We start from the raw sequence: 17,322 nt of genomic DNA, 5'->3' as shown, positions 1-17,322 counted from the left end.
GCCCTTTCTTTTTTTAGTTCGGCTGTATGTAGGGTACAGCTCGATGAATTCGTTATCGGCAGTCATAGTGACAGATTCGATAAGTAAATCCTATTCTGTTCTAAGCCATACCGCCGGAAAAGTTACAAGTATGTGACGAACCCCTCAATACCTTAGTAACGGAAGCGGTTATTGCGCTGATAACTGGGCACTTTTGGCGCTTTAATCGCCCGAATCACCCACACGACCGCAATGGCCAGCAGTAGCCACGGCAGCAGTTTGATCGTCAGGGCAAACAGTCCGCCAATAAACATGACCACCGTCGCTACCACGATAGCCGCCAGAATGCCGAGCAGCGAAACGCCTGTCGCTAACAGCATGACAAAAAAGCCAATCACAAAAAGTAGTTCCAGCATGGTGCTCTCCCACGAGTTCCCGAGTAATGCAGTAAACATTACAAGAATCATGCCAGCATTAACCTGTTGTTATTAAAGCAAAACGCCCCGCGAGAATTCGCAGGGCGTGGTGAATTTGACGAACTTTTAGCGAAAGTTATCGCTTGTCTGCCACCAGGCGCAGCGCATGTTCCAGCACCTCAATATCGGCGCCGGCTTTATGTGCGTTTTCGCTCAGGTAGCGACGCCACTGACGCGCGCCCGGAATGCCCTGGAACAGCCCAAGCATATGGCGGGTGATATGGCCGAGATACGTACCGTTGCTCAGCTCGCGCTCAATGTAAGGATACATCGCACGCACGACGGCAACCGGATCGGTGTCTGCGCCTTCGATGCCAAAGATTTCGCGATCGACCATCGCCAGAATGCCTGGATTCTGATATGCCTCGCGCCCAACCATCACCCCATCCATATGCTCAAGGTGCGCTTTGGCCTCTTCCAGCGACTTGATGCCGCCGTTAATGGACATGGTCAGGTGCGGGAAGTCACGCTTCAGCTGATACACGCGCGGATAGTCCAGCGGCGGGATCTCACGGTTCTCTTTTGGGCTGAGGCCGGAGAGCCAGGCTTTTCGCGCGTGGATGATGAACGTCTCGCACTCGCCCTTTCCGGAGACCGTATTGATGAAGTCGCACAGGAATTCATAGCTGTCCTGGTCGTCAATGCCGATACGGGTTTTGACCGTCACCGGAATGGAAACGACGTCACGCATCGCCTTAATACAGTCCGCCACCAGCTGGGCATTCCCCATCAGGCAGGCACCAAACATGCCGTTTTGCACGCGGTCGGACGGACAGCCAACGTTCAGGTTGATCTCGTCGTAGCCGCGCGCTTCCGCCAGCTTCGCGCACTGCGCCAGCGCGGCCGGATCGCTGCCGCCCAGCTGCAGGGCAACCGGATGCTCTTCTTCGCTATAGGCCAGATAATCGCCCTTCCCGTGGATGATTGCGCCCGTAGTCACCATTTCGGTGTACAGCAGCGTATGGCGGGAGAGCTGGCGCAGGAAATAGCGGCAGTGTCTGTCCGTCCAGTCGAGCATCGGCGCAATGGAGAAACGGTGTGCAGGGAAAGCGGTCTGTGATTCTGACGACATGGCGAAGTTTTAAGCATCTGGTGGAAAAGGGGCGCTACTATAGCACAAAGAAAAGCCGGAGGCGCAGCGCCTCCGGTGGACTTTAGAACGTCATGCTCAGCTGAGCCCCTGCGCCCCAGGTTTCGTCTTCACCGTACAGGCCCATCAGGTCAACATGAACGGTGCTAAACGGCGCGAAACCGACACCGCCGGTAAAGACATTGCTGTCGTTACCCTTCACGTCCGCGCGATAACCCGCACGCACCGCCAGCCAGCTGAGCGGCGTCACCTCGGCACCCACGCCAACATACTGCGACGTATCTTCGCTCTTAAAGCCTTTGGTTTCCGTCAAATCGCCATCGGCGGTCAGCGTCACCAGATCGTTGTGCCAGGCGGCTCCGGCGGTCACCAGCGGACGGATCTGGTAGGTATCTTTATAGCTCACCACTTCCCCCGTCCGGCCATTGCGGATACGGATATCTTTGGTGTCGATATCGCGCGACATCAGGTTTTGGCCGCTCACGCCGACCGTCCAGTTCTCGCCTAAATCAGCCGCAATACCGGCATCGACGTTAAAGCCCGTGTCATCTGTGCGGTAGCGGCTGTCGTTCCACTTGTTACTGTCGTAATCGTAGATTGAGGTGGTGTAGTTATAGACCCAAGTTTTTTGCAGTTTTGGCGTCACGCCCACGGAAACCGGGACGCCGCCGAGGTCAAACTGACGGGCAACGGCAACACCATAGTCGGACACAATCGCCGCCCGGCCAGACGCCGTTGAGTTGAGATTTTTAGTGATCTGATCCGTGCCGTTCAGCGCAGCGTCCAGGGCAACACCGGCAGCCACCACTTTGCTTCGTTGAATACCGCGCAGATAATCAATATCTTGCTGATCGATAGACGAGCTAACCCGGCCATGGGCATAGCCTTTCGCCATAAAGGCCACGGAAAGCACATCGTTAGGGATACTCACCGCAAGCCCTGCTCCTGCCGTCGCGCGTGCGGTTTTGCCTTTGAGATAGTCCAGCTCATCGGCGAGATCTTTGGCCGCGCCCTGGAATTGATTAATGGAACCTAACGGATTAGTGATAATCTCCCTTGGCGTGAGGTCATCAACCACATCCTTGTAGTGATTAATTTTGTCGTTGATGGTATCAATCTCATCCTGAAGATTGTCTTCATCCGTCACCTGCACCCCAACGGCTGGCAAGATGACCGTCACATCATCGTCTGGTTTTGCCTTTGCCAGCAGCGCCGGGTTAATTAACGCCCCACTGCCATAGCTCCCGGAGGCAACGCCCGTCCCGCCCATGGCGTCACTCCGTGATTCTGTCCAGGTATTGGCTGCTCCCGCCTGATTAGCCATAAACAAGGAGACAGCAATGCTAACCACCGAAAATTTAAAAATTTTTTTCACAGTATGCCCGTTATAGTCTGTTATGAAATAACCCCTGTCTGTTATCACCCAAACAGGAACGAACTATTGCTGTGAATAAGTAGTAAAAGACCCGCTATTTCTATCCCTAAGTAAAACTCCCTTACGGCCTGTTATATTTTGTGACGGCCCTCAATATTTATAGAAGAGGAAATTATTTTTTCCCAGGTTTTCCATCATGCGGCCCAAAAAACTGTGGGGGATGGTCTACCCAGCGATCTTCCCGCGTGGCGGCATACACCGGGTTGAGGGGATAGTAGATGCGATTGTGCTTCTTGTTGGCCTCGCCTACGACCAGCAACCGCACCTCTTCCTCCGTGTTGTTGATAAAGGTGTGGCAGATACCGGTTCCGGCAGGAAATCCCACGCTGTCGCCAGGTTCAAGTTTCCATAAATAGCCATTTATCCACGCTTCTGGATAACCTTCGAGCACATAAATGAACTCTTCTTCATCGCTTTCCGCATGCGGATAGGACGTTCTGCGCCCTGGCGGCAAACGCTCATGATGGATACCAATGCGTCTGAGTCCAAGCTTACGAGCCAACGGGGCGCCGATAGAAAAAAGCTCATCGCTATCTGGATAGGTCGAATCATCCGCACCTTCTACGTCGCGCCAGTGCCGAATACAGTCAGGTTTTTTCATTGTTTATTTCCCGGTTTGTAATGGGTCAGGTATAGCACAGACTGGCGGATCTCGGTGTTTTTACCAGAACATGATAAAGTGGGAGTTTTCCGTCCTATAACATCCGGGGTGCTACATGGATAAGTCCACAAAAGAGCTGTTAGCGCAGGCCGAAAAGCTGTGCGCGCAACGCAATGTGCGCCTGACTCCGCAGCGCCTTGAAGTATTACGTCTGATGAGCCTGCAGCAGGGTGCCATCAGCGCCTACGATCTGCTCGATCTGCTGCGCGAAAGCGAGCCGCAGGCAAAGCCGCCAACGGTATATCGCGCCCTGGATTTCCTGCTTGAACAAGGGTTCGTGCACAAGGTGGAATCCACCAACAGCTATGTGCTGTGCCATCTGTTCGATCAGCCTACCCACACATCGGCGATGTTTATCTGTGACCGCTGCGGCGTAGTGAAAGAAGAGGCTGCAGAAGGCGTGGAAGACATTATGCATACGCTGGCAGCGAAAATGGGGTTTGCCCTGCGTCATAACGTGATTGAGGCGCACGGGCTCTGTTCCGCGTGCGTGGAGGTGGAAGCCTGTCGTCATCAGGACGCGTGCCAGCACGACCACTCAATTCTTGTGAAGAAAAAGCCGCGTTAACGGCAAAAGAAAAGGCGGCTTAGAGCCGCCCTGTGGGTTATTCAGCGTTACCAGCGGTAGTCGTTACGGGTTTCCCAGTCTTTGACTTCGTTTTCCGCCTGATCTTTCGCGTAGCCGTAACGTTCCTGAATTTTACCGACAAGCTGATCGCGTTTACCTTCAATGACGGTCATATCGTCATCCGTCAGCTTACCCCACTTTTCTTTCGCTTTACCTTTGAACTGCTTCCAGTTGCCGCCGATTTCGTCTTTATTCATCATCGTGTCCTCTTAGTTAAGCGTCGGGTCGTAACGTCCGTTACGTTCTTTTCTGCTGGACGTGATAATTATTGTAGTTAAGGATTCGGCAGTTAGTTTCATATTCGGAATCTTTAACCGTCACGATATATCGTGACGTGAAGGGAACCAGGTATTGTTTTGCCAGTGGCGGTGCCAGATAAACGCCAGCGACAACCCTCGCAGCGAGAGGAAAACGGCCAGGGCCAGCCACAAACCGTGATTACCCAGCCAGGGGAGCGTCAGCAGCGTCAGACCAAACCCGGCCGCTGCAACCGCCATACTGTTACGCATTTCCGCTCCGCGCGTCGCACCAATAAACATGCCGTCCAGCAGATAACACCAGACGCCGACCACCGGTAAGACGACTTGCCAGATGAGATAGTGACTCGCCAGCTCGCGCAGCGCAGGAAGAGACGTCAGCAATGCAACGATCTGCTCACCAAAGCAGGCGTAAACCAGGCCAAACACCAGCGCCACCAGTCCCGACTGACGGCAGGCTGCCCGCCAGACATCCCGTAGTTGCCCGCTTTCGCGCGCACCGTACGCCTGCCCGGAATGCGCTTCTACCGCATAGGCAAAACCGTCCAGCGCGTAGGCGGTAAAGGTCAGTAGCGTCATCAATACCGCGTTGACCGCAACGATTTCTGGCCCCAGTCGAGCCCCGAAAACCGTCAGCGCCCCGAAGCAGAGCTGAAGCAGCAGCGAGCGCAGCATGATGTCTCGGTTAAGCGCCAGCAGCTTACGGATATTGCCGCGCCATGCGTTTTTGAGCAGCGCCAGGGAGATGCCGCGCATCGCCAGCACGCGCCAGACCATCCACAGGCCAATGATAAAGGTCCCGTATTCGGCAATCGCCGTCGCAAGCGCCGCGCCCTGCACGTTCATATGCAGACCCATGACCAGCCAGACATCCAAAACGATATTGAGCAGGTTACCCACCACCAGCAAAATCACGGGTGCACGGGCGTACTGAACGCCCAGTAGCCACCCCAGCAGAACCAGGTTAGCCAGTGACGCGGGCGCGCTGAGCCAGCGGATTTCAAGGAAACGTCGCGCCTGCGCCAGTACCGCCTCGCTGCCGCCAACAACATGAAGCGCAAGGTCGATCAGGGGCGCACGTAATAAAACGATTAACGCCCCCGCGCCAAGCGCGAGGATCAGCGGCTGGACCAGCGCGCGCGCCAGACGCAGCGGATCTTTTGCACCATAAGCCTGTGCCGTGAGCCCGGTGGTGCTCATACGCAAAAAGAGCAGCAGCATAAACAGGAAGCTGGTTGCCGTCGCGCCAATCGCCACGCCGCCAAGATAGACAGGCGAATCAAGATGGCCAATAACGGCAGTATCGACCAGACCCAGCAAGGGAACGGTAATATTGGAGAAGATCATCGGCAGAGCAAGACGCCACAATGCCTTATCGGATGCCGTCAGCAGTGACATGAAAAATACCGGGTGTGGAGAATGAAGCAGGCTACAGCGGCACCATAGCCTGTCAGGAAGAGGTTACAGCCATTCGCCGTTGCGAATGACCCCAACCGCCAGTCCTTCGATAGAGAAGTTGTGTTCGCGCAGATCGACCACAATCGGGGAGAACTCGTTGTTTTCAGGCAGTAGCTGAACGGTGTTCCCCTGTTTTTTCAGACGCTTGACGGTCACTTCGTCGTCAATGCGCGCGACCACCACCTGGCCGTTACGCACATCCTGCGTTTTGTGCACCGCAAGCAGATCGCCGTCAAGAATGCCGATGTCTTTCATCGACATGCCGCTGACGCGCAGCAGGAAATCAGCGCTCGGTTTGAACATGGCTGGATCGACCTGATAGTGGCCTTCAATATGCTGCTGTGCCAGTAAAGGCTCACCGGCGGCAACACGTCCCACCAGCGGAATGCCCGTCTCTTCTTCCACCAGCAGGCGGATACCACGCGACGCGCCCGAGACAATCTCAATCACGCCCTTACGCGCCAGCGCTTTCAGGTGTTCTTCGGCAGCATTCGGAGAACGGAAGCCCAGACGCTGCGCGATTTCCGCACGCGTGGGTGGCATACCCGTCTGGCCGATATGATCCCGGATGAGATCAAACACCTCTTGCTGCCTGGTCGTTAACGCTTTCATTCCGCCCCCTGGGTGTATATACAGTTATGCTGTGAGTATATACAGTCAAAGGCGATTTTGGAACCAAAAACTGCACAAAAAACCAGGGACTTAATTATTCCTCGAGGCTCATCGGAAATGTGACCAAAGCAGCGTGACCCAGGTGATAGCGGCAGTGATAATCGCCAGCAACACGGCAGCAGAGCCCATGTCTTTTGCGCGGCCAGAAAGTTCATGGAAATCTGAACCAATGCGATCAACCACGGCCTCAATAGCGCTATTAAGAATTTCCACTATCATCACCAGAAGTACGGAACCGATAAGAAGTACGCGGGTAATAGCATCAACATCAAGATAACAGGCGACGATCACCGCGATGATAGCGGCGACGCCCTCCTGGCGAAAGGCGGCTTCGTTGATCCACGCGGCACGGAAACCTTTCCATGAATAGCCGGCGGCTTTGATGATACGCGTTAACCCAGTGGTATTATTGGCCATTAAAAGAACCTTTTATGAAAAAAAGCGTCAGTAACAGGAACTGTAGCGCGTTTCGCTACAGCCTGAAGTATGACGGGTAACAACAGAAATTTTGCGCGCTTTCTGTTATCCTTGCGCCGCAATTGCATTATTAACCAGAGGCTTTACATCGTTTATGTCCGGCTGGCCACGAATTTACTACAAATTACTTAATTTACCATTAAGCATCCTGGTAAAAAGCAAGTCTATCCCAGCAGAACCCGCGCTGGAATTGGGGCTCGATACGTCACGTCCTATTATGTACGTTTTGCCTTATAACTCGAAGGCAGACTTACTGACGCTTCGCGCCCAGTGTCTGGCGCATGACTTACCTGACCCGCTTGAACCGCTTGAAGTTGACGGTACGCTGCTGCCGCGCTATGTGTTCATTCACGGTGGACCGCGCGTGTTTACCTACTACACGCCAAAAGAAGAGTCCATCAAGCTGTTCCATGACTATCTCGACCTGCACCGCAGCAACCCCGATCTGGATGTGCAGATGGTGCCGGTATCGGTGATGTTTGGTCGTCGTCCGGGACGTGAAAAAGGTGAAGAGAACCCGCCGCTGCGCATGCTTAACGGCATCCAGAAGTTCTTTGCGGTCTCCTGGCTGGGGCGCGACAGCTTTGTGCGTTTCTCCCCTTCCGTTTCGCTGCGTCGCATGGCGGACGAGCACGGCACCGACAAGATCATCGCGCAAAAACTGGCGCGCGTGGCGCGTATGCACTTCGCCCGTCAGCGCCTGGCTGCCGTTGGGCCGCGTCTCCCGGCGCGTCAGGATCTGTTCAACAAGCTGCTGGCCTCCAAAGCGATTGCCCGCGCCGTCGAAGACGAAGCGCGTAGCAAGAAAATTTCGCATGAGAAAGCCCAGCAGAACGCCATTGCGCTGATGGAAGAGATTGCAGCAAACTTCTCTTACGAGATGATTCGCCTGTCCGATCGTATTCTCGGCTTTACCTGGAACCGTCTCTACCAGGGCATCAACGTTCATAACGCCGAGCGCGTGCGTCAGCTGGCGCATGATGGCCATGAGATTGTCTATGTTCCCTGCCACCGCAGCCACATGGACTACCTGCTCCTTTCCTACGTGCTCTATCATCAGGGGCTGGTACCACCGCACATCGCAGCCGGTATCAACCTGAACTTCTGGCCAGCGGGCCCGATTTTCCGCCGCCTGGGCGCGTTCTTTATTCGTCGTACCTTCAAGGGCAACAAGCTCTACTCCACCGTGTTCCGTGAGTATCTGGGCGAGCTGTTCAGCCGCGGCTATTCTGTGGAGTACTTCGTGGAAGGTGGGCGTTCCCGTACCGGACGTCTGCTCGATCCTAAGACCGGCACGCTGTCGATGACCATCCAGGCGATGCTGCGCGGAGGAACCCGTCCCATCACGCTGGTGCCTATCTACATTGGCTATGAGCACGTGATGGAAGTGGGCACGTACGCCAAAGAGCTGCGCGGTGCGACCAAAGAAAAAGAGAGCCTGCCGCAGATGCTGCGCGGCCTGAGCAAGCTGCGCAATCTCGGTCAGGGCTACGTGAACTTTGGCGAACCAATGCCGCTGATGACGTACCTGAACCATCACGTTCCCGAGTGGCGCGAATCCATCGATCCTATCGAAGCGATTCGTCCGGCCTGGCTGACGCCAACGGTCAACGGCATCGCGTCCGAGCTGATGGTGCGCATAAACAACGCCGGTGCGGCTAACGCCATGAACCTGTGCTGTACGGCGCTTCTGGCTTCGCGTCAGCGCTCGCTGACCCGTGAACAGCTCACGGAGCAGTTGGATTGCTATCTGGATATGATGCGCAACGTGCCGTATTCCGTTGATTCAACCGTGCCTTCTGCGACCGCCAGTGAGCTTATCGATCACGCGCTGCAGATGAACAAGTTTGAAGTCGAAAAGGACACGATCGGCGACATCATCATTCTGCCGCGCGAGCAGGCAGTGCTGATGACCTACTACCGAAACAACATCACCCATATGCTGATGCTGCCGTCGCTCATGGCGGCTATCATCACGCAGCATCGCCGTATCTCGCGTCAGGAACTCTTGCGTCACGTTGAAACGCTCTATCCGATGCTGAAAGCGGAGCTGTTCCTGCGCTGGAGTAAGGATGAGCTGGCGGGCGAGCTGGATAAACTGACGGAAGAGCTGCGTCGCCAGGGGCTGATCACCGTCACGAACGACGAGCTGCACATCAACCCGTCACGCTCCCGCACCCTGCAACTGCTGGCAGCCGGTGCGCGCGAAACGCTGCAGCGCTACGCCATTACGTTCTGGCTGCTGAGTGCGAACCCGTCTATCAACCGCGGTACGCTGGAGAAAGAGAGCCGGACGCTGGCACAGCGCCTGTCCGTTCTGCACGGCATTAACGCCCCTGAATTCTTCGACAAAGCGGTCTTCAGTTCCCTGGTCCTGACGCTGCGCGATGAAGGCTTCATCAGCGATACGGGCGATGCCGAGCCGGAAGAGACGCTGAAGGTGTACCAGATGCTGGCAGAGCTGATTACCTCGGACGTGCGTTTGACGATTGAGAGCGCCACGCAGGGCGAGTAACGCAATGCCGGGTTATGGCACGGCCTGACGCCCTGGATAATAAAAAGGCCCGGTACGCGCTGACGCTACCGGGCCTTATTTTTAGCCTTGTTAAATCACCGCATTCAGCTGAGCAGCGTAAAGGCAATCATCCCGACAATCGCACCCGTCGTACCGAGGATGGTCTCCATCAGCGTCCAGGTTTTCAGGGTTTGCGCTTCGGTGGCACCGGTAAATTTACCGAACAGCCAGAAGCCTGCGTCGTTAACGTGAGAGACCACGATCGAACCACCCGCGATACAGATAGATAGCGCGGCCATCTGGGCACCGGAGTAGTTCAGCTGTTCAATTACCGGCATCACCAGACCCACGGCGGTTAAACACGCCACGGTGGCGGAACCCTGGATGATACGCACCGCCGCCGCCAGCACAAAGCAGGTTACCGCAATCGGCAGGCCCATCCCGGTCAGCGCTTCGCCCAGAGCCGGGCCCACGCCGGAATCCACCAGTACCTGCTTGAACACGCCGCCGGCACCGATCACCAGCAGGATAATCCCCGCAGGCTGCAGCGCGGCACCGCAGATCTCCATCACCCGGTCTTTTGGCATCCCCTGACGCATCGCCAGACCGTAAATCGCCACCAGACAGGCCACCAGGATCGCCGTGAACGGGTGACCGATGAACTCAAACCATTCATAGGCGCTGGAACCCACCGGCACAAAGCGCGCGGCGATGGTTTTCAGACCCACCAGCACCAGCGGGAGCAGGATCAGCGACAGGCTGAAGCCGAAGGATGGCATTTTGCCCTCGCCCAGGTGCGGCTCGGTGATGTCGTCCGGGATATGCAGCTCAACGTAACGGCTGATGAAGTTGCCCCACAGCGGACCGGCAATAATCATTCCCGGGATTGCCGCGCACAGGCCAATCAGGATCATCCAGCCAAAGTCAGCGTGCATCTGGGACGCCAGCAGCATCGGCGCAGGCCCAGGCAGCAGAAACGCCGCAGCCGCCGCCACGCCCGCAAACAGTGGAATAACCAGCTTCACGAGGTTTGTGCCGGTATGGCGCGCCATGGAGAATGCGACGCTTATCAGCAGCACAACGGCCACTTCAAAGAACAGCGGCAGCGCGCAAATCAGGCCCGCCAGGCCAATCGCGTAGTGCGCTCGGCTGTGGCCGAAGGATTTCAGCATTTTGACGGCAATCTGGTCGACCGCGCCCGTCTCGTGCAAAATCTTGCCAAACATCGCGCCCAGCGCGACCACAATCGCCAGGAAGCCCAGCGTACCGCCCATCCCTTTTTCCATCGTCGCGGCGATCTTGTCGAGCGGCATACCGGAAAAGAGACCTGCGCCTATAGAAACCACCATCAAAGCAACAAAAGCGTGCATACGCGCCTTCATCACTAAAAACAGCAGCAGCAACACGGAACCCACTGCTGTCAAAACTAGCGTTAATGTACTCAAAACTTACTGCCTTTTATTAATGACCTCGATGGTGCTGGCAACAACACCTTCCAGTGACTGATCGATATCAACCACTAAGACGTCTTTCTCGTCTTCACCCGGCTCCTGCAGCGCTTCGAACTGCGTCACCAGCATCTGGGTTTTGAAGAAGTGACCTTTACGCGCCTTCAGACGGCTTTCAATCACCTCGAAATCCCCTTTCAGGTAGATGAAAGAGAGGTTCGGGTTACCGTCGCGCAGCAGGTCGCGGTAGGTTTTTTTCAGCGCAGAGCAGACGATCAGGGAGACTTTATTGGTACGCTGCATAGCGAACGCGGCGTCATTCAGCGCCTGCAACCACGGTTTGCGGTCGTCGTCGTTCAGCGGCTCGCCGGAGGCCATTTTCATGATGTTGCTGCGCGGATGGAGGAAGTCGCCATCAAGGAACGCAGCCTGGAGTTGATGCGCCACTTCGCTGGCTACGGCTGATTTCCCGCTACCGGAAACGCCCATCAGGACGTAGACGTGGTGATCGTGATTAGTCGTGCTCAAAGGGTGTCCCTCAGTCAATTGTTACGGGTAACAGTTATCGGTAACATTGTCCTGCCGGGGCAAAAGAGAAGCAATATCCAAACGTGCGCGAAGTGAATAAGTGTGAGCTACTTCAAATTTGTCAGTTCAAATAGATCCACCCGGTGACAAGGTGAAACCTAAATCTAACATTTTCGGGGTAACTGCCTCACCACGAATGCGCGCCAGCAGGCGTTCTGCACCAATGCGGCCCATACGTTCACGCGGGGTCAGGACGCTCGCCAGACGCGGCTCCATCACCTGGCCAATGTCGTGGCCGTGGAAACCGGCGATCGCCATATCATCAGGGATCTTTAACCCCAGACGCTGACACTCAAACGCCGCGCCAACCGCCAGGTCATCGTTGGTACAGAAAATACCGTCCAGTTGCGGATACTCGCGTCGCGCCTGACGCATCAGCTCAATACCCGACGTATAGGAAGAGGACTGCTCCACCATCACGCTGTACGGGGTTAAGTTTGCGTCGAGCATCGCCTGCTCGTATCCCTTCTGTTTGATGATAGTACGTTCATCAAGACGCGCACCCAGATAGGCGATATGACGATGCCCACGGGCGATGATGGCCGCCGTCATCTGGCGCGCCGCTTCAAAGTTATCGAACCCAACGGCAATATCGAGACACGGCGACTGGCTGTCCATCAGTTCCACTACAGGGATACCCGCCACTTCTATCATTTTGAGCGTGCGGGCAGTGTGGGTACGTTCGGTTAAAATCAGGCCGTCAATGTTCCAGGAAAGCATCGACTCAAGACGTTCCTCTTCCAGTTCCGGCTTATACCCGTAGTGGGCGAGCATGGTCTGGTAGCCAAAAGCATCGGTGACGCTTTCAATTCCCCGCAATACTTCGGCGAAAACCTGGTTGGTCAAGGATGGAAGCAGGACGCCCACCGCACGGCTGGTCGCATTGGAGAGAATATCGGGTGCGCGGTTGGGGATATAACCCAGTTCATCAAGGGCAGCGGCAATCTTGCCACGTAACGCCACGGAAACCTGTTCCGGGTTACGTAAAAAACGGCTGACCGTCATTTTGGTCACACCGACGCGATCGGCGACATCCTGAAGTACGGGGCGTTTCTTTTTCATCGTCCTGAGAAATCTTGAAGTGAGAGATTTGCTCAGTTTATCACGGACAAAGCCCATCCTTCCCCTGTCAAAGGGAAGGATGGGTATTTATTTATGTTTTATTACACCGGTGGCAGGTCAAACAGCAGAATTTCGCTTTCGCTGTCGGCATGCACGGAGAGCGCCTGCTCATCCCAGATGGCCAGACCATCGGCGGTGGTTGCTTTGGTGCCGTTGATGGACACTTCACCTTTCACCACCTGGATCCAGACGCGGCGGTTAGCGGCAATCTGATGGACAGACTGTTCGTCTTTCGCCAGCGCCCAGCGGTACAGCTCCATATCCTGATGCACTTTCAGGGAACCTTCACGCGCATCCGGGGACAGCACCAGCTGTTTGCCCTGTTTCGCGTCGAAGCGGCGCTGCTCGTAGCGCGGCGTGATGCCGGTCTCTTCTGGAATGATCCAGATTTGATACAGGTGCAGTTTTTCCGTTTTGCTCGGGTTGTACTCGGAGTGACGCACCCCGGTACCCGCGCTCATAATCTGGAACTCGCCCGCCGGAACCTGCTCTTTGTTGCCCATGCTGTCCTGGTGCTCAACCGCCCCTTCCAGCACATAGGTCAGGATTTCCATGTCTTTGTGCGGGTGGGTACCGAAGCCCTGGCCTGCATCAATCACGTCGTCGTTAATCACGCGCAGTGCGGAGAAGCCCATGAAGTTCGGGTCGTAGTAGTCGGCAAACGAGAATGAATGCCATGAGTCCAGCCAGCCATGATTCGCGTGACCACGTTCGTTTGCTTTGCGTAAGTAGATCATTGTTTTCACCCTCAGTTCGTTTCGATGGAGTAAGTGTGGACGCAAACCGCCTGGGATCATAGAGGGTGAAAATTGACTCCTCTGTTCAAAAATTATGAACAAGCGCAGAGGAGCCGTTTTTGCTTATTTTGCGAGGGTTACCGTGGCAGGAGAAGCCTGTTCGAAGGCCCGTTCAAGGATTTCGAGGTTGGTCAGAACGTCAGATTCCTTGACGTAATTCGGCGCGCCGGATGTGAGGGTGTCATAGAGCGCATCGTAGACGCGACCATAGTCGCCAGTTTCCGGTTTCAGCTCCTCCCTGACCGTTACGCCCTCATCGTTCACGTACTCCAGGACGCCCACGGAATCATCCGCCGCAAAACCTGGTTCTCCCGGCATGATGTTAGCCTTCAGGCTGGTCTCCTGCTGGTCAATACCGTACTTAATGAACGAGCCTCGGGTGCCGTGAACGATAAATTTCGGGTAGTCGATCTTCACCAGATGGCTGGTTTTGACGATGGCTTTCAGGTCGCCGTAGAACAGCTGCGCTTCAAAAGTATCGTCCGGGTTGGCTTTATTACGCAGGCTTCGGATGTCATACGCCACGTGGTCCGGTCGGCCAAACAGGGAGATGATCTGGTCCATAGTGTGCACGCCCAGACCATAGAACGAGCCGTCCTGCGGCAGGCCGGGTTGCGTTTCCGCTACCGGACGGTAGTAATCGAAGTGGCTTTCTATTTCCACGATGTCGCCCAGCTTGCCGCTTTCAATCGCTTTTTTCGCCGTCAGGAAGCAGCTGTCAAAGCGACGGTTCTGATACGGCGTAACGGTCAGACCTTTGCTTTTCGCCAGCGCGAACAGCTCTTTCGCTTCGGCGATAGTCGGGGTGAACGGCTTTTCCACCAGCACGTTTTTACCCGCATTGAGCGCGCGTTTGGCATAGTCAAAATGGCTGTCGGAGTGGGTGCAGACAACCACCAGCTTCACCTGTGGGTCGTTAAGCACCTCATCGAGATCGCTGGTGAAGTGGATGTGGGAATACTGTGGAGATTGCTCTTCCGGCTTCGCGCGGCGGCGGTAGATATGGGCCACATGCCAGCTGTCTTTACGGGTGAGAACATACGGCAGGTGATAGCGAGTCGTACTTTTACCAAATCCAATAAATGCGCAATGTAGTGTCATAGCTCAGTCCTTTTGGAAGGTTACTGAGTCTAACCATAACAAAAAAAAAGCCAGCTAAAAGCTGGCTAAAGTAATACTGGAAGCAATGTGAGCAATGTCGTGCTTTCAGGTTCCCGTAGAGGTCTTCCTGAACGCAAAGCAATAATAATCATTCTCATTCGCACTTGTCCAATACTTTTTGCAAAAAATAGCAGTTGACTCAAATTTTAAAGTCATCGATGTTGGAAGGGACCTTTAACTGACTGAGGAACAAGGAATGAGTGAGATAGTGATACGCCACGCGGAATCGAAAGATTATGACGCCATTCGTCAGATCCACGCCCAGCCGGAGGTGTACCACAACACGCTACAGGTTCCTCACCCCTCTGAACACATGTGGCAAGAACGGCTATCCGACCAGCCCGGCATCAAGCAGCTTGTCGCCTGCATAGATGGTAATGTCGCCGGACATCTGTGCATCGCCGTCGCGCAACGCCCACGTCGCAGCCATGTGGCTGATTTTGGGATTTGCGTAGGCGCACAGTGGCAAAACCGGGGCGTAGCCAGCGCGCTGATGCGCACCATGATTGATATGTGCGACAACTGGCTGCGCGTCGATCGTATTGAGCTGACGGTGTTTGTCGATAACGAACCGGCGATCGCGGTGTACAAAAAGCACGGATTTGAGATCGAAGGCACAGGAAAGCGCTATGCCCTGCGCAACGGTGAATATGTGGACGCGTATTATATGGCGAGAATGAAGTGACACACTCCCCTCACCCCGACCCTCTCCCCATAGGGGCGAGGGAGAAAAGACCGCACCGTGCAATCCCCTCTCCCCTATGGGGAGAGGGTTAGGGTGAGGGGAATAATCAATACCCCGCCGTCAAATCATCCACTGAACGCGGGTCCGATGCGCCAAACAGCGCCCCGTCTGGACCCACCATAATGCTCTGCGTACTGCCCATCGCCTCTTTCACCGCCACCTTTTGACCGCGCTGCTCCAGCAGCTTGATGGTATCCGGGCTAAAGCCCTTCTCCACGCGCAGCTCGTCCGGCAGCCACTGATGGTGGAAACGCGGGGCGTTGGTGGCTTCGGCGACGTTCATTCCAAAGTCGATGCTGTTCACCACCATTTGCAGCACGGTGGTGATAATCCGGCTGCCGCCTGGGCTGCCGGTCACCAGCCAGGTTTTCCCGTCTTTCACCACGATGGTGGGCGACATGGACGACAGCGGACGTTTCTTCGGCCCTACCGCATTCGCATCGCCGCCAACCAGCCCGTAGACGTTCGGCACGCCCGGTTTGGCAGAGAAGTCGTCCATCTCGTTGTTCAGCAGAATGCCGCTGTTGCCCGCCACAATCCCGGTGCCGAAGGTGGTGTTGAGCGTATAGGTCACCGCCACCGCGTTACCGTCTTTATCCACCACCGAGAAGTGGGTGGTCTGGTTGCTTTCATACGGCGCCAGCTTGCCGGGGCGGATCTCGCTCGACGGCTTAGCCTTGTTGATGTCGATCTGATCGGCAATAGATTTGGCATAGGCTTTGTTAGTCAGCGCCTGCCACGGCACCTTCACGAAGTCCGGATCGCCGAGATATTCCGAGCGGTCGGCGTAGGCGCGCTTTTCCGCTTCCGCCATCACCTGCATGACATCCGCGCTGCCGAAGCCGAACTTGTGCATATCGAAGTTTTCAAGAATGTTGAGGATCTGCACGATGTGAATGCCCCCGGAAGACGGTGGCGGCATGGAGAATACCTCGTACCCGCGGTAGGTGCCGCTAATCGGCTCGCGCTCCACCGCCTTGTAGTCCGCCAGATCCGCTTTGGTGATGAGCCCGCCGTTCTTTTGCATCTCTTGTGCAATCTGGTCGGCAATCGCCCCTTTGTAGAAGGCGTCCGGACCGTGCTCTGCAATCAGCTCCAGGCTTTTAGCGAGGTTCTTCTGCACCAGCTTATCGCCCTTCTTCAGCGGCTCACCGTCTTTCCAGAAGATCGCTTTGCTGTTTTCATGATTCGGAATGACTTCGCTGCCGTAGGTTTTGAGATCGTCCGCCAGCGCATCGTTTACCACAAAGCCGTCGCGCGCCAGCTTGATGGCAGGCTGCACTACCTTGTTCAGCGGCAGGGTGCCGTATTTTTCCAGCGCCAGCGAGAAGCCCGCGACGGTGCCCGGCGTGCCGGTCGCGAGATGCGAGGTCAGGGATTTTTTGCTGTCAGGGTTATCCTGGTCGTCGAGGAACATATCGCGGGAGGCCTGAGCAGGCGCCATCTCGCGGAAGTCGATGGCCGTCGTTTTGCCGTCTTTGGTGCGCAGCATCATAAAGCCGCCGCCACCCAGGTTCCCCGCCTGCGGATGCGTTACCGCCAGCGCATAGCCGACGGCGACCGCGGCATCCACCGCGTTACCGCCCTGCCTGAGAATATCGACGCCCACTTTTGTTGCCAGCGCATCCACGGACGCTACCATGCCATGGGTTGCCCGCACGGGATGAAAAACATCTTCCTCCACGCCGTAAGAGACCGGAGGCGCCGCGGGCGGGTTGGCCGCCACGCTAAATGTACCGCCTGCCATCAGCGCGGCGAGAGCGACCCAGCGCAAAAACGTTGGTTTCATCATTATTGTTCTCCAGGTGAAGGG

17 protein-coding genes are annotated in these 17,322 nt (G+C 55.8%); 3 read left to right on the top strand and 14 right to left on the bottom strand.

Annotated features, from left to right (window positions below; genetic code table 11):
• Nucleotides 1-152: 152 nt before the first annotated feature.
• The 4 genes from pspG to AC4IC4_RS01415 all read right to left on the bottom strand — a co-directional run bounded on the left by pspG (nt 153) and on the right by AC4IC4_RS01415 (nt 3,581).
• Nucleotides 153-395 (bottom strand): envelope stress response protein PspG, encoded by a 243-nt coding sequence (pspG, locus tag AC4IC4_RS01430; RefSeq protein ID WP_023310044.1) that lies wholly within the window; start codon nt 393-395, stop codon nt 153-155.
• Nucleotides 396-531: 136 nt separating this feature from the next.
• Nucleotides 532-1,527 carry a tRNA dihydrouridine(20/20a) synthase DusA gene (gene dusA, locus AC4IC4_RS01425; protein WP_024906715.1) on the bottom strand — a complete coding sequence of 332 codons (996 nt, stop codon included), beginning with the start codon at nt 1,525-1,527 and terminating at the stop codon, nt 532-534.
• Nucleotides 1,528-1,609: 82 nt separating this feature from the next.
• Nucleotides 1,610-2,869 (bottom strand): conjugal transfer protein TraF, encoded by a 1,260-nt coding sequence (locus AC4IC4_RS01420; protein WP_491472790.1) that lies wholly within the window; start codon nt 2,867-2,869, stop codon nt 1,610-1,612.
• A 223-nt stretch (nt 2,870-3,092) separates the two neighbouring features.
• Nucleotides 3,093-3,581, bottom strand: a complete 489-nt coding sequence (locus AC4IC4_RS01415) for a cupin domain-containing protein (RefSeq protein WP_024906713.1) — start codon at nt 3,579-3,581, stop codon at nt 3,093-3,095.
• A gap of 115 nt (nt 3,582-3,696) precedes the next feature.
• Between AC4IC4_RS01415 and zur the strand changes: the two genes are divergently transcribed.
• A complete protein-coding gene (gene zur / locus AC4IC4_RS01410; protein WP_008503369.1) occupies nt 3,697-4,209 on the top strand; it encodes a zinc uptake transcriptional repressor Zur in 513 nt (170 codons plus the stop codon).
• Nucleotides 4,210-4,256: 47 nt separating this feature from the next.
• Here zur and AC4IC4_RS01405 read toward each other — a convergent pair whose 3' ends face one another.
• From AC4IC4_RS01405 to AC4IC4_RS01390, 4 genes are all read right to left on the bottom strand, one after another.
• On the bottom strand, nt 4,257-4,466 hold the full coding sequence (locus AC4IC4_RS01405; protein ID WP_024906712.1) for a CsbD family protein: 210 nt from the start codon (nt 4,464-4,466) through the stop codon (nt 4,257-4,259).
• 120 nt (nt 4,467-4,586) lie between these two features.
• Entirely contained in the window at nt 4,587-5,924 is a 1,338-nt protein-coding gene (gene dinF / locus AC4IC4_RS01400; protein ID WP_491472028.1) for an MATE family efflux transporter DinF, read from the bottom strand.
• Between the two features lie 63 nt (nt 5,925-5,987).
• A complete protein-coding gene (gene lexA, locus AC4IC4_RS01395; RefSeq protein ID WP_024906710.1) occupies nt 5,988-6,596 on the bottom strand; it encodes a transcriptional repressor LexA in 609 nt (202 codons plus the stop codon).
• Between the two features lie 108 nt (nt 6,597-6,704).
• Nucleotides 6,705-7,073, bottom strand: coding sequence for a diacylglycerol kinase (locus AC4IC4_RS01390; RefSeq protein WP_032650593.1), 369 nt, complete (start codon nt 7,071-7,073; stop codon nt 6,705-6,707).
• A 154-nt stretch (nt 7,074-7,227) separates the two neighbouring features.
• Between AC4IC4_RS01390 and plsB the strand changes: the two genes are divergently transcribed.
• Nucleotides 7,228-9,648 carry a glycerol-3-phosphate 1-O-acyltransferase PlsB gene (gene plsB / locus AC4IC4_RS01385; protein ID WP_024906708.1) on the top strand — a complete coding sequence of 807 codons (2,421 nt, stop codon included), beginning with the start codon at nt 7,228-7,230 and terminating at the stop codon, nt 9,646-9,648.
• A gap of 104 nt (nt 9,649-9,752) precedes the next feature.
• Here the strand turns inward: plsB and gntU are convergent, their stop codons facing one another.
• The 5 genes from gntU to AC4IC4_RS01360 all read right to left on the bottom strand — a co-directional run bounded on the left by gntU (nt 9,753) and on the right by AC4IC4_RS01360 (nt 14,704).
• Complete coding sequence (gene gntU, locus AC4IC4_RS01380) at nt 9,753-11,093, bottom strand: gluconate transporter (RefSeq protein ID WP_010436459.1); 1,341 nt, start codon at nt 11,091-11,093, stop codon at nt 9,753-9,755.
• Between the two features lie 3 nt (nt 11,094-11,096).
• On the bottom strand, nt 11,097-11,624 hold the full coding sequence (gene gntK / locus AC4IC4_RS01375; protein ID WP_008503362.1) for a gluconokinase: 528 nt from the start codon (nt 11,622-11,624) through the stop codon (nt 11,097-11,099).
• A gap of 126 nt (nt 11,625-11,750) precedes the next feature.
• Complete coding sequence (gene gntR, locus AC4IC4_RS01370) at nt 11,751-12,746, bottom strand: gluconate operon transcriptional repressor GntR (RefSeq protein WP_024906706.1); 996 nt, start codon at nt 12,744-12,746, stop codon at nt 11,751-11,753.
• 101 nt (nt 12,747-12,847) lie between these two features.
• Nucleotides 12,848-13,543: a pirin family protein gene (locus AC4IC4_RS01365; protein ID WP_000639796.1), complete on the bottom strand. Its 696-nt coding sequence runs from the start codon at nt 13,541-13,543 to the stop codon at nt 12,848-12,850.
• Between the two features lie 123 nt (nt 13,544-13,666).
• Nucleotides 13,667-14,704 (bottom strand): oxidoreductase, encoded by a 1,038-nt coding sequence (locus tag AC4IC4_RS01360; protein ID WP_491472027.1) that lies wholly within the window; start codon nt 14,702-14,704, stop codon nt 13,667-13,669.
• Nucleotides 14,705-14,960: 256 nt separating this feature from the next.
• On the opposite strand from AC4IC4_RS01360, the gene yhhY reads away from it, so the two are divergent.
• A complete protein-coding gene (yhhY, locus tag AC4IC4_RS01355; protein ID WP_491472026.1) occupies nt 14,961-15,449 on the top strand; it encodes an N-acetyltransferase in 489 nt (162 codons plus the stop codon).
• A 106-nt stretch (nt 15,450-15,555) separates the two neighbouring features.
• Here yhhY and ggt read toward each other — a convergent pair whose 3' ends face one another.
• The gene (gene ggt, locus AC4IC4_RS01350; protein WP_491472025.1) at nt 15,556-17,301 is read right to left on the bottom strand and encodes a gamma-glutamyltransferase; all 1,746 of its coding nucleotides are present in this window, start codon (nt 17,299-17,301) and stop codon (nt 15,556-15,558) included.
• Nucleotides 17,302-17,322: the final 21 nt, after the last annotated feature.

It is taken from the genome of Enterobacter sp. Taxon_2, from assembly GCF_058355295.1.
The sequence above is the reverse complement of the archived record's forward strand: the minus strand, read 5'-3'. Positions and strand labels throughout refer to the sequence as shown.